Source organism: Ferrovibrio sp. (genome assembly GCF_965278975.1).
GTDB lineage: Bacteria > Pseudomonadota > Alphaproteobacteria > Ferrovibrionales > Ferrovibrionaceae > Ferrovibrio.
Map to the genome: position 1 here is coordinate 3,064,461 of NZ_OZ257126.1, position 12,066 is coordinate 3,076,526.

Consider the following 12,066-nt stretch of genomic DNA (forward strand, 5'->3'; position numbering starts at 1 on the left):
GTACTGGTAGATCCAGTTCCGGCTGATGAATCATTGCCGTTGCTTCTGCATGAAGATGGTGAGCTCGGCTACAGTGATTCCGAATTTTTTCAGATAAGAGCGATTGATCAGAACATCGTCATTCATCACCCACATCCAGTCATCGAAGCGTAGTCTATAGGTGGTGTCGCCGACCGGAACATCCATGACGTAGTTCCAGCGCACGGCGCTGCCCTCTGTCTGGCCCATCGCCTTATCCAAGATGTCCGCGGCGGAGCCCTCATAGCTGCCGTCGGCCAGCTTTTTAATCGTCCAGATGCGCTGTTGTTTCTCGCCATCGTAATAAGTGAAGTTCTCCGTCAGCGTGCCGACGTCCCCATCCCATTTGCCGATCATCTGAACGTCGAAGCGGCGGGTCACGCGGCCATTGAAATTCTGGACGATGCCCCATGCTTTAACCGGGCCATTGAAGTATTCGCGCAGGTCTGCCTGCGGAGTTGTTCCCTTGTAGTAGTGGAGATTGTTTCCGGTGCAACCGTTAAGAATCATGAGAATGCCTATGGTTGCTATGGCCTTGATGTATTTCATTACCGGCTCCTGACGACGGGTGAATAAGGAGTCCATACAGCAGCCCTGCGGCAAAAAGTTTGAGAACGCAGGGTATCAATGCATATGAGATGGACAGTGCCATTAAGGCATAGGCGGAATTGGTGCTTTGCGGCCTGAACCCGGCGGCATCGAGGGCGGGTAAAGCAATCGCTGAAGCCAAGGCGAGACTGGCTTTGGTGCAAAATGCAAGAAGGGCATAATGCGTCCCGGAGAAAGCAGAATTTCCGCGTGCATGAATGTGGTCAGCGAGAATGGAAGGCGGAAGTGTTAAGTCCGCACCGAGTGCCAAGCCCGAGACGATGCAAACAGCAGCATAGGCCCAGACATCGCCATTACCGAGGAAAAGGGCGCCGAAGAAGCCGGCCACAGCGAGAATATTTGAGGTGCACCACGCTTCGTATTTCCCAGCCCGTGCACTAATGATCCGCCAAAGCGGCATGGCCGCGACGCCTGAAAGAAAATACAGAAGCAGGAATGGTCCAGTCAGGTGTTCGGCACCCAGAAGGTCGCGCACATAAAATATGACCAGGACTGCGGGTACACTGGAGGCAAGCATGGTGAGGCTGTAGACGCCAAGAAGACGGAGGCTTTCTGGTGGCAAAGCGCGCAGCCCAGCAAAGAAAGGCGGGTTGGAACTATCTGTGGCTTTACTCGTCACGGGCAGTCTTGAGAAGCCCAAAACTCCCACAAACATCAATGCGGAAAGTAGCGCGGCATAGTACATATAGGTATCGACCGGCTTGGCGACCTTATCGAGGATCGTTGGCAGGGAAACGGCCACCACTAACCCGACCAGCCCGAAACTCTCGCGTGCAACCGCAATCCGTGTCTGGTCATTTTTATCTGTTGTCCAAAGCGTCGCCTTTGCCCCAAGGATAATAGTCAAAACGCTATAAGCGGTGACCGACAGAACCATGCATAGCGCAAACCAGATGGCCGGGCCAATAAAGGAGAAGTTAAAGAGTCCAAAAATCGCCAAACAAAGCGCAATCGCTGCCGCAGCTACAATGGATGCGAAACGGTCGTGCAGATTGTCTGCCAGCCAGCCTATCAACGGATCTTGAACGGCGTCGAACAGACGTATCATCAGGAGCAATGTGCCAAGCAGCGTCAGGGATATTCCGTGGTTCGTGGCATAAAAATCAGGTGCGAGGACGTATAGTGGAAATCCGGCGAAGGCGACGGGCAAGGCGAGAAAGCCGTATTGGGCGAGTGACTTTCTCGTTACGCTTTGAGCCTTCATGACAGCCCCAAAAGCGCACGCCGCAATCTCGGCTCGGACGTTTTTTCATCAAGCCAGATGCCAAAGAAAGCGTGACCGAAGTCGTCACCAGCAATTGTCCCAATTATCGTGGGTCCGTTATAGAACGTGGTTTGCTGCTCGGGCGCATAGACGGCAGATAGCACCGTGCCATTACGAACGTCAGGGAAGATTGCCTTCAACTGCTCATGCCAGGCGGCGAGTTTTGCCGCGTCACTGAAGCCTTGCTTGCGCATTTCCCGCATCGATCTGTCGGCGATATCTTTGCCGCTGATTGCGAGAAAATATTCTATCGACAGGGCGAAGGGCTTGTTGAAGTCAAATCGGCCATCCCGGGCGTACAGCGTGACTTTGTAGACATCCCAAAAAGCGTAGGACAAAACTCCCCGACCGACGACGGATGCTCCAGGCAGCGAACTAACAATGGTTTCCGTCGCTAGAGCCGACTGAAGGCAGATGAGCAGGGTGCCTAAAAACACTAGGATTCTACGCCGCATGCCACAACTCCTAATGTGTCGATTGGGTGTTCCCAGGAAAAAGAAGACGGTCGTTACGCAAGCATGCGCTTGGCTGCCATACGGTCATTTTTTCTGGCCCGGTCTCTCTAGATACGCGGCAGTGTTCGCGCTGGATCAGATGGATTGAGGGCGTAGAGTGAAATTCGCCATTGGACCAGAATGCCTTATCGGCGCGAGGCGCCTCTTGAGGTCAGGCACGGGGCGCCGCCCTCACGCCTCTTATCCACGGTCAGCCGGCCGATGGTTGCGACCTGATTTTGATGACGATGGCATTCCCAGGCAGTTCGGCTCGGAACCGCGAGATGCAAGGCTCTCTCTAGTTTTAGAAATGAATTTAGTTAACTCAATTCAGTAATGTGGTGGGCGCTCACTGGTTAGGCCTTGGGCTGCCTTTGCTTCCGCTTCGCGCAGTCGCTCGGTCAGCACCTCAACGATCCGCGTGAGTTTGTCGATCTGAGCCCACTGCTTTGTAATGGCCTGATTTAAAGTCTCTATCGTCTCATCTTGATATGTGATGCGTTCTTCAAGAGCATCGACTCGCGCTGAGATGTTACTATCAGTCATAGGCTCAATCCTTACTTCTCGTGAATGCATTCATGCGTCGAGATCAGGCGTCAGGCTCTAGCAAAAATGGTTAGCCCTGCATGCTAGACGAAATGTTAAGGCCGAATTTCATTTTCTGGGGTGGCGCACAGGATAATTCCATCGCCTTAAAACTTATCCAATAATTTCAACATATTAATCTGGATATTGGCGGAGAGGGTGGGATTCGAACCCACGGAACGCTTGCACGCTCAACGGTTTTCGAGACCGCCCGATCGACCACTCTGGCACCTCTCCGCAAGGGAGACCTGTAAAGTCTGGCTGAGTGGCTGGACGGGGTCGAAAGCAGCGCAGACCATAGCCCATGATCCAGACCGCCTCGCCGCCGCCTATCTCAAGGCCGCCACCGATCCGGCCGACTGGGCATCGGAGATTACGCCTTAAGGCGCTCTTGCCACACCCCAAATCAAAACGCCGCCAGGACTATCGTCCGGCGGCGTTTTTTTCAGCGGTAAGCAGATCGAGAATGGATCAGGAGGCTTTTTCAATCAGCCTGGCGCGGCGGTCGAGGAAGCGGCCAAAGGCAGCAATGAAGGCAGCGCAATCCCCATCCGTCACCGGCAGGCTCAGCGCGATCATGGCCCGGCGGGCCAGCCAGAAGTGCTCTGCCAGCAGATCGAAGAACAGCAATTCCTTCAACAGCTGTTGCTGCTGCGCTTCTACGGTGAAATGCACAGTCATCAGCGAGCCGATACCGGTGACCTGCACCGCCAGGCCGCGATTTGTGGCTTCCGCATTGAGACCCTGGCGCAAGGCGTCGCCGCGCCGGTTCATGGCCGTCAGGGTTTCTTCGGTAAGGATTTCACCCAGGCCAACGATGCCGGCAGCCATGGAGAGTACGTTGTTGTTGAAGGTGCCAGCATGGGGCAGGGCATTAGGCCGGGCGGGATCGTAGCGTTCCATCACCGCGCGCTTGCCGCCAAAGGCGCCGAACGACATGCCGCCGCCGAGATACTTGCCGAAGGTGGTGATATCGGGCTTGAGGCCATGCAGCATCTGCAGGCCGCCCGGATGCAGCCGCGAGGTCATCACCTCGTCGAGTACGAACAGAGCGCCGATGCGCTGCGCTTCCCGCTGCAGCAGATGCAGGAAGGCGGCATCCGCCGGGATCGAGCCGCCTGCACCCAGCATCGGTTCCACCAGGATCGCGGCGATCTTGCCCGCATGCTGTTCAATCAGCGCCGCCGTGCCTGCCTGATCGTTGTAGCTAGCGACGATGAAATCATAGGGTGCGTTCACCGGGCTGCCGCCGCCGGCAAACGAGAACACGCCGCCATGGTAGCCACCCTCGAATACCAGCATGCCGCGCCGGCCGGTAAGTGCTGCTGCCGTGGCCAACGCCATCAGGTTTGATTCCGTGCCGGAATTGGTGAACCGGATCAGGTCAAGTGACGGGAAGCGCGCACACATGAGGGCCGCGAGCTGGCCCTCAAGCAGGTTATGGCCGCCAAAGCTGATGCCCTTGTCCAGTGTCTCATGCAGCACCTGCATGATGCGCGGATGCGAGTGGCCATAGAGGCCCGCCGTGTAGTCGCCAAGGAAGTCAGTGTAGCAATGGCCATCCGCCGACCATAGCCTGCAGCCTTCGCCACGCTCGAAGGCCAGTGGAAACGGTGCGTAATGCAGCACGCTGCGGGTATTGCCGCCGGGCAAATGCGCTGCCGCAGTCTCCTGGCGTTCGGCGGATTTCGGGTTCTCGGCGCGATAGCGGTCATGCGCTTCCGCCACCGCCTGCCGCAGCGCGGAGGCGGTGTCTATCGTATCCAGCATGGTCATGCCTCGTTTGTTTCTTCCTGCTGCAGCAGCGCCACCATCTTCTCGCCGTCGGGCGTATTGTGGTCGCGTGCCAGGTGCTCTGCGGTAACGTCATCGCCCGCAGCAATCGCCTCGACCAGGGCGCGGTGGATGCCGAGGATTTCCGGGAAGTCGTAATCCAGCCCGGCGGTGTGGCGCAGATAAAGCTGGGTCTGGCCTTCCAGCAGCTTGTATTCCGCCTGCAGCCGGCTGTGGTCGGTGAGGCCGAAGATGCAGCGGTGGATGCCGTAATCGGCGTCGATCATCTCGCCGCGCTGGCCGCTGGCGGCGGCGCGTTCCATCGTCTGTAACGCGGCGCCAAGCGCGGCCTTGCCGCGCGCATCGATGCACCGCGCCGCCAGCCGCGCCGCCATCGCCTCCAGCGTGTTGCGCAGGGTGTAGATCTCATAGGCATCGCGGGCGCTTAAGGCTGCCACAAAAGTGCTGTGAAAGCGCTTCTGCACGATCAGCCCTTCGAAGGCGAGCTGCTGCAACGCGGCGCGCAGGGTGCCGCGGCTGACGCCCAGGTCCTGCGCCAGTTCGACCTCCACCACCCGGCTGCCCGGCGGCATCTCGCCGGAGAAGATCCGCTGCTTCAGCAGCAGAGTGACCTGGTCATTGAGGGCGCCGATCACGCTGAGATGCTGTGCCAATTGCTGACCTTTCTAAATTTAGATTGTTGACAATCTTATAATCTGGCCGGATAGTGGGGTCAAGTCGAAAGCGGGGGTACGATGCAAAAAGTCGAAAAATGGGTGAGTTTTGATTGCTTTGGCACGCTGGCTGACTGGCAGACCGGGTTTCGCCGGCTGCTCCAGGGCATTGCCGGCGACCGTACCGATGCCCTGGTGCATGCCTATCACGAAGCGGAAATCGCCACTGAGGGTGAGGCGCCCTCGCGCTCCTATAAGGATGTGCTGCGGCTGACCATCGAGCGCGCCGCCGTGGCCATCGGCCTGGAACTTAAGCCCGGCGATTCCTCGGTGCTGGCGCGGCAATGGGACAGCCTGCCGTTCTTCGCCGATACCGGGCCGGCACTGGCTGCGCTGCGTGAAGATGGCTGGCGCCTGGCGGTGCTGACCAATTGCGACGACGACCTTTTCGCCGAGACCCGCGCTGTTTTCCCGGTGCCGCTGGACCTGGTGGTGACGGCGCAGCAGGTCGGCAGCTACAAGCCGGCGATGGGGCATTTCGAGCGCTTCGAGCAGATCACCGGCGTGGCCCGCGAGCGCTGGGTGCATGCCGGCGTGAGCTGGTGGCATGACATGCGGCCGGCGCATGCGCTCGGCATCCGCCGCGTCTGGGTCGATCGCGAGAATTCCGGCCACGATCCGGCGCTGGTTACCGCCCATATCCATGACATGGCCAGCCTGCCGCCCACATTGCGCGGCTTCGGCATCGCGTAATCCCAGCCACTTCACCCCCCAGGAGAAAGCCATGCAACGACAGTCCATGCTTGCCCTGATGTTCTGTGCAACTCTTGCTACAGGCCTCAGCGCCACCGCCCAGGCGCAAATTTCTGGCGACGCGGTGATCATCGGCGTACTCAATGACCGTTCCAGCGTCTTTGCCGATGTCACCGGCGAAGGCTCGTCCATCGCGGCGCGGCTGGCGGTGGAGGATTACGGCGGCAAGGTGCTGGGTAAGCGCATCGAGGTGGTTTCCGCCGACCACCAGAACAAGCCCGATATCGTCGGCAGCGTTGCCGGCCGCTGGATGGATGTGGATGGTGTCGATGCCATCCTCGATGGCGGTTCGTCCGCTGCTGGCCTGCTGATCCAGAAGATGGCGCAGGATCGCGGCAAGATCGCCATTCTCTCCGGCCCCGCCACTTCCGACCTGACCGGCAAGGCCTGTTCGCCCACCGGTTTCCACTGGACCTACGACACCTATGCCCTGGGCAGCGGCACGGCACGCGCCTTGACCGCGCAGGGCGCCGATACCTGGTTCTTCCTCACCAGCGATTACGCTTTCGGCCATGCGCTGGAACGCGATGCCACCCGCTTCATCACCGAATCCGGCGGCAAGGTGGTGGGTGGTGTGCGGCATCCGCTGAACAATCCAGACTTCTCCTCCTTCCTGCTGCAGGCGCAGGGCTCCAAGGCCAAGATCATCGGCTTGGCGAATTCCGGCGACGACGCATTGAACGCTGTGAAACAGGCGGCGGAATTCGGCATTGTGCAGGGTGGTCAGCGCCTGGGCGGTCTGCTGCTGCTGATCAACCAGATCCACGGCCTCGGCCTCAAGGCAGCGCAGGGTGTGATCGTTTCGGAAGCCTTCTACTGGGATCAGAGCGACCAGACCCGTGCCTTCACCGCACGGTTCGAGGCGCAGGCGCGCAAGAAGCCGAACATGCTCCAGGCTGGTGTCTACAGCGCCACCATGCATTTCCTGAAGGCGGTGGAGAAAAGCGGCACCGATGATGGTGTGAAGGTGGCTGAAGCGATGCGGGCGCTGCCGGTGAACGACTTCATGAGTCAGAATATCACCGTGCGGGCCGATGGCCGCGTGATGCGCAATATGTATCTGTTCGAAGTGAAATCGCCCGCTGATTCCAAGGCGCCGTGGGATTACTACAAACAGATCGGCGTCATTCCCGGCGATAAGGCCTTCCGCCCGGCAGCGGAAAGCGAATGCCCGCTGCTGAAGAAATCCTGAGAGAATCAAACCGGCTGCGTAAAAGGGCTGCCGTGCTTCACGGCAGCCCTTTTCATTTCGTCGCCAAGGGGCGCAACACAAAAGCTGCGGGCGATGAAAATGGCGTAAAAACTCCGTCAGCTGGAGCTAGGCCTGGCATGAGCCGAGAAGGAATCCGGCGATGTCTTAATACGGATTTTGTCCGCCTGTCCGGCGTAGAGCGTCGGCGCCGTGCGGCTGGCGCTATCCACCAGATCATTCGAATTCGGCCACCAGCCAGCGGGCGCAAAGCAGCGGGCTTCCCGGAACTATAGCGTGGCGTTATCCGGTCGCACCATTCTGCAACCAAAAAGAAGCAATCAATTCCACTTCTTGATCCCGGACGGTGTTGTCGGCCTACAGCGGCTTCGATGCCCGAGTTGGAGTTTGGCTGCCTATTGCCACGCTATTAAAGGGCCGTGGCGCCTTGGCTCTGCCATTGCCTGTTGCCCGACTACTAAACTAGGATTGTTGACAGGCCACCCAGCCGGGGGCGTTTTTCTTCACCACTCAAAACAATCAGCCCAGCGGATTGGGTAATGCTCGATATAACCACAAGTGTTTTCATGATCACGTTTACCCTGTTGTTGCAGGGCTGCGTGTTTCTGGTGGTGTGGGTGACGCAACGCCAGTTACATATTATCAAGTATTTTGCCGCCGGGTTTGCCTGCTATGGCATCGCCATGCTGCTGCTGATTTTTCGCGGTCATTTCAGCGAACTTGTCGGTCTCAACATCATTGCTCACAACCTCACTATTACCGTGGCCAGTGCATTGATCGTCTATGGCTGGGGCCGGCTTCTCAATCAGTCTGGATTCCCGCGTCTATTGATCGCTTGTGTCGTGTTTGCGGCGATATTCTGGCCGGTCGCGCTGTTGATTGATCCTGATAACGTCGGAATGCGTGTATTGGCCAGCAATGCCATCGGCATTCTGATCTCGATTGCCATATTTCTCATTCTCTGGCGTGACAGCAGCCAGCCGCGATTGGTTCGTTGGATCGGTCTCGGGGTGATATCAGCTCAATTCTGTGCGCTTATGCTGCGCAGTATCATCACCATCCGGCTGATATACTGGGAAGGCGGCTCCAATGAAGCCATTCTTCAGGGCTGGTATTATGTCTTTTTCCACTTTGTCATGACCTGCATATTCCTGGTCATTCTCGGCATGGTCGGATACCGCCTTCAGGCCGATCTCCACGCGCGCAATCAGGCCTTGTCTCTTGAAGTCGAGGAACGCAAACAGCTTCAGGAAATGGCATCGAAGGCGTTGGAAGCAGAAAAAGCAGCACGCAAGGAACAGCGCCAGCTTCTGCGCATGGTGACGCATGAATTCCGCACGCCCTTGAGCGTTATCGATCGCGCTGCCGAAATGATCGACGTGGTTACCGACAAGGCCTTGCCGGCTGTCACGGAACGGGTGGAAACAATCCATGGCGCCGTGCAGCGTCTGGTCCGCTTCACCGAGCGATTTCTTGCTGCGGACCGGCGTGAAAAGGATGCGGTCCAGTCTGAAGAAATCCTTTTGCCGGATCTGATTTCCAGGGTGCAGCAGCATTTTGATGGGCTGGATGGCGCAGGGCGTCTGCGTTATTCGTTTGCTGATGCATTGCCACGGTATTGTGGCGATCCCCAGATGCTCGCGACGGCGCTGATTAATCTGATCGACAATGCGCTCAAATATTCGCCAGATGATACCGTGATAGAAGTAACAGTATCACGAGAGTCGGATGAGATTGTGTTGCTGGTGCGGGATTTTGGCATTGGCATCCCGCAGGAGGATGTGCCTTCTATTGGCAGTCGCTTCTTTCGCGCCTCAAACACCGCAGCCGCGACCGGTACCGGCCTGGGCCTTTATAACACTCGCCGATTGCTGGATTTTCATAACGGCCGGCTTGTTCTGCGGCCTGCGGTAGACCAGGGCACGGTTGCAGCCATATATCTGCCGTTGCCCGGCATCCCATTAAACCACGCGGTAATATCGACATGAACCGTATCTTGGTGGTGGAAGACGAACCGGCATTGCGGCGCGATCTTGTCGAATACCTTTCCTTGTTGGGTCATGCCAGCAAAGGCGTGGCAAGCCGTCGCGAGTTAATCGAGGCGCTGGATGCCGAAATCCCCGATATTGTCATCCTTGATGTTGGACTGCCCGATGGCAGCGGTTTCGATTCGGCGCGTGATATCCGCATCCGCTGTGATTGCGGTGTGATTATGCTGACGGCGCTGAGTGAGAGTGATGATCGCATAGCAGGGTTCGACAGCGGCGCGGATATCTATTTGGTGAAGCCGGCCTCTCTTCCGGAAATTCGCGCCAGCGTACAAAGCCTGCTGCGCCGTCTCGCGAATGCCGGCAAGCTGGCACCCGGCGAGAATGGGGTATGGCGGCTCAATGCTGTTGATTGGTATCTGACCACCCCCAATGGCAAGATGATAAAGCTGACGGCCACGGAGCTGTCTTTTCTGACTGCACTTTTCGAGCGAGTGGGGCAGCCCTGCTCCCGCGACTGGCTGGTGCAGGCCATTATCCGTCCGCAAGCAGTTGCCGATGCACGTAATCTGGATACCGTTGTGAACCGTCTCCGTCGCAAGATACGCCAAGCCACGGAAGCCGAGCCCCCGATCAAAATGATATACGGCCAGGGCTATATATTCAGCGCCTCTTGCCGCGTCGATCGCTAAATCATCAAAGCTGCCGCCTGAAAGAATCTGACAGATTTGACGAGAATTGAATTGTTGCTGGTGTGCAAGGGCGAGGGCTAATTTCGGCCAACCGCGCTCGGCGATTGCTGGCCGATCCATACGCATGAGCGCGATTTATAATCGAATTGGGGGCGTCGATTAGCGCTTGTAAAATGCGAAGTCTGGCTGCGATTGCCTTTCTCATGACATTGCTGACTGCATTCACGTTTTCTGGGTCCTCCCTGGCCCAGGACGCGGGTAGCATCCTGCGTGAGACTGAGCGTGCAACCGGGCGTGGTCAGCCGGCTCCTGCGCCATTGGCACCGATGACGCAGCCGCCGCCCGAGCAGGCTTTGCCGGAGAAGAAAGGCCAGTCGGTCTATGTGAAGGAGTTTCGCATCCGGTCGGATGGCATTCCGGCGGAAGAACTCGCGCCGCTGCTGCAGGGCTATACCGGCAAACGGCTGAGCTTCTCCGAACTGCAGGCGGCGGCGCGCAAGCTCAGCGACTACAGCCGCAAGAAGGGCAAGCTGGCGCATGCCTATCTGCCGCCGCAGACGATTCGCGATGGCGTGGTCGAGATCGTGCTGATGCAGGGCAGGCTCGGCAAGGTGAAGGTTGATCCGGCGAGCAGGAGCCGCCTTGATCGCGATCTGGCGGTTGGCCTCATCGAGCACAGGCTGAAACCGGGCGAGACGCTGGATCTCGGCATCATGGATGAAGCCGTGGCGGTGCTGAAGGATGTGCCCGGCGTGAAGGCCGAGGCTTCCCTGCGTGCCGGCGAGAAGGAAGGCGAGACCGACGCCATCCTGCTGCTGGAGGACAAGCCGCTGTTCAGCGGTTCGGCGACCCTGGACAATGGCGGCTCGACCTCCACCGGGGTGCTGCGTGGGCTGGCGACGATCAACGCGGAAAACCCCTTCGGCGCCGGCGAGAAATACTCGGCGGTGGCATTGACCAGCGAGGGCACGCGCTATGCCCGGCTCGCCATGGCCCTGCCGGTGGGCTATTCCGGCCTGGTGCTGGGCATCAATGCCTCGGCGCTGGAATATGAAGTCGGCGGTCGCTTCGCCAATCTGGGGCTGAATGGCTACAGCCTCAGCGCCGGCGGCAGCGCCACCTATCCCTTGCTGCGGGGCAATGAACTGTCGTTTACGCTTTCCGGCAGTTACGACTTCAAGATGATGCAGGATCGCGCCGTCAGCGCGACCCTGAACGACAAGCGGATCAATGCGGCCGCGCTGGGCCTTTCCGCCACGGTGGTGGATGACTGGTTCGGCGGCGGCAGCAGCAGTCTGTCGCTGACCGGCACAGCAGGCCATCTCAATCTGGACCGCTCACCCGATAGCGCTGCCACCGACCGTACCACGGCCGGCACGGCGGGCTTCTACGCCAAGCTGGCGGCCAGTGCCGCGCGCGAGCAGAAGCTGGACGATGCCTGGACGCTGATCACCATGCTGGAGGTGCAGGCCTCGGGCAGCAACCTGGATAGTTCGGAGAAGTTCTCGCTCGGCGGCATCGACCGGGTGCGTGCCTATCCCAGCGGCGAGGGCAGCGGCGACAGCGGCGGCCGGGTTGGACTGGAACTGCGCTGGAAGGTCGATGACGCGGTGAAGCTCTCGGGCTTCTACGACCTGGGCTTCTTGCGCCAGCATACCGATCCCTGGAGCAACTGGCAGCCGCGCGGCGACATGCCGAACAATTATGCCCTCCAGGGGATTGGCCTGGCCCTGGCCTGGACGCCGATGCAGGCCCTGACCCTCACCGGTACGCTGGCCAAGGTGATCGGCCGCAATGCCGGCCATGATGCCTCGGGCAATGATGCCGACGGCAACAAGCACCGCTACCGCGCCTGGCTCCAGGCCGTGCTGCAGTTCTAGGGGGGGGCAGGCAATGCGCGGCATCGGATACTGGCTCCTCGCCACCACGGCGCTGCTCGCATCGGG

Annotated in this window: 11 protein-coding genes and 1 tRNA gene; 5 read left to right on the forward strand and 7 right to left on the reverse strand. The window is 59.0% G+C overall.

Going from position 1 to position 12,066, the window contains the following annotated elements:
* Positions 1 to 30 precede the first annotated feature (30 nt).
* The 7 genes from ACQY7X_RS14605 to ACQY7X_RS14635 all read right to left on the reverse strand — a co-directional run bounded on the left by ACQY7X_RS14605 (position 31) and on the right by ACQY7X_RS14635 (position 5,417).
* Positions 31 to 567, reverse strand: a complete 537-nt coding sequence (locus tag ACQY7X_RS14605) for a DUF3833 domain-containing protein (protein ID WP_428246148.1) — start codon at positions 565 to 567, stop codon at positions 31 to 33.
* Positions 518 to 1,831, reverse strand: coding sequence for an MFS transporter (locus ACQY7X_RS14610; RefSeq protein ID WP_428246149.1), 1,314 nt, complete (start codon positions 1,829 to 1,831; stop codon positions 518 to 520). The genes ACQY7X_RS14605 and ACQY7X_RS14610 overlap by 50 nt, the downstream gene beginning before the upstream one ends.
* On the reverse strand, positions 1,828 to 2,346 hold the full coding sequence (locus ACQY7X_RS14615; protein ID WP_428246150.1) for a chalcone isomerase family protein: 519 nt from the start codon (positions 2,344 to 2,346) through the stop codon (positions 1,828 to 1,830). Before ACQY7X_RS14615 ends, ACQY7X_RS14610 begins: the two co-directional genes overlap by 4 nt.
* 369 nt (positions 2,347 to 2,715) lie before the next feature.
* Positions 2,716 to 2,931 (reverse strand): SlyX family protein, encoded by a 216-nt coding sequence (locus ACQY7X_RS14620; RefSeq protein WP_428246151.1) that lies wholly within the window; start codon positions 2,929 to 2,931, stop codon positions 2,716 to 2,718.
* 187 nt (positions 2,932 to 3,118) lie between these two features.
* Positions 3,119 to 3,207 (reverse strand) — tRNA-Ser (locus ACQY7X_RS14625).
* Between the two features lie 234 nt (positions 3,208 to 3,441).
* A complete protein-coding gene (locus tag ACQY7X_RS14630) occupies positions 3,442 to 4,746 on the reverse strand; it encodes an aspartate aminotransferase family protein (protein ID WP_428246152.1) in 1,305 nt (434 codons plus the stop codon).
* Entirely contained in the window at positions 4,743 to 5,417 is a 675-nt protein-coding gene (locus ACQY7X_RS14635) for a GntR family transcriptional regulator (protein ID WP_428246153.1), read from the reverse strand. Before ACQY7X_RS14635 ends, ACQY7X_RS14630 begins: the two co-directional genes overlap by 4 nt.
* A gap of 81 nt (positions 5,418 to 5,498) precedes the next feature.
* On the opposite strand from ACQY7X_RS14635, the gene ACQY7X_RS14640 reads away from it, so the two are divergent.
* The 5 genes from ACQY7X_RS14640 to ACQY7X_RS14660 all read left to right on the forward strand — a co-directional run bounded on the left by ACQY7X_RS14640 (position 5,499) and on the right by ACQY7X_RS14660 (position 12,000).
* Positions 5,499 to 6,170: an HAD hydrolase-like protein gene (locus ACQY7X_RS14640; RefSeq protein WP_428246154.1), complete on the forward strand. Its 672-nt coding sequence runs from the start codon at positions 5,499 to 5,501 to the stop codon at positions 6,168 to 6,170.
* 31 nt (positions 6,171 to 6,201) lie between these two features.
* Positions 6,202 to 7,422 (forward strand): ABC transporter substrate-binding protein, encoded by a 1,221-nt coding sequence (locus ACQY7X_RS14645; protein WP_428246155.1) that lies wholly within the window; start codon positions 6,202 to 6,204, stop codon positions 7,420 to 7,422.
* A 557-nt stretch (positions 7,423 to 7,979) separates the two neighbouring features.
* A complete protein-coding gene (locus ACQY7X_RS14650) occupies positions 7,980 to 9,428 on the forward strand; it encodes a sensor histidine kinase (RefSeq protein ID WP_428246156.1) in 1,449 nt (482 codons plus the stop codon).
* Positions 9,425 to 10,120 carry a response regulator transcription factor gene (locus tag ACQY7X_RS14655; protein WP_428246157.1) on the forward strand — a complete coding sequence of 232 codons (696 nt, stop codon included), beginning with the start codon at positions 9,425 to 9,427 and terminating at the stop codon, positions 10,118 to 10,120. Before ACQY7X_RS14650 ends, ACQY7X_RS14655 begins: the two co-directional genes overlap by 4 nt.
* A gap of 326 nt (positions 10,121 to 10,446) precedes the next feature.
* Positions 10,447 to 12,000: a ShlB/FhaC/HecB family hemolysin secretion/activation protein gene (locus ACQY7X_RS14660; protein WP_428246158.1), complete on the forward strand. Its 1,554-nt coding sequence runs from the start codon at positions 10,447 to 10,449 to the stop codon at positions 11,998 to 12,000.
* Positions 12,001 to 12,066 lie beyond the last annotated feature (66 nt).

Bases quoted from the DNA above. Each gene is read 5' to 3' on its own strand.
- ACQY7X_RS14660 (WP_428246158.1), top strand. From the start codon at position 10,447: ATGACGCAGCCGCCGCCCGAGCAGGCTTTGCCGGAGAAGAAAGGCCAG.
- ACQY7X_RS14655 (WP_428246157.1), top strand. From the start codon at position 9,425: ATGAACCGTATCTTGGTGGTGGAAGACGAACCGGCATTGCGGCGCGAT.
- ACQY7X_RS14610 (WP_428246149.1), bottom strand. From the start codon at position 1,831: ATGAAGGCTCAAAGCGTAACGAGAAAGTCACTCGCCCAATACGGCTTT.
- ACQY7X_RS14620 (WP_428246151.1), bottom strand. From the start codon at position 2,931: ATGACTGATAGTAACATCTCAGCGCGAGTCGATGCTCTTGAAGAACGC.
- ACQY7X_RS14615 (WP_428246150.1), bottom strand. From the start codon at position 2,346: ATGCGGCGTAGAATCCTAGTGTTTTTAGGCACCCTGCTCATCTGCCTT.
- ACQY7X_RS14630 (WP_428246152.1), bottom strand. From the start codon at position 4,746: ATGACCATGCTGGATACGATAGACACCGCCTCCGCGCTGCGGCAGGCG.
- ACQY7X_RS14640 (WP_428246154.1), top strand. From the start codon at position 5,499: ATGCAAAAAGTCGAAAAATGGGTGAGTTTTGATTGCTTTGGCACGCTG.
- ACQY7X_RS14645 (WP_428246155.1), top strand. From the start codon at position 6,202: ATGCAACGACAGTCCATGCTTGCCCTGATGTTCTGTGCAACTCTTGCT.
- ACQY7X_RS14650 (WP_428246156.1), top strand. From the start codon at position 7,980: ATGCTCGATATAACCACAAGTGTTTTCATGATCACGTTTACCCTGTTG.
- ACQY7X_RS14605 (WP_428246148.1), bottom strand. From the start codon at position 567: ATGAAATACATCAAGGCCATAGCAACCATAGGCATTCTCATGATTCTT.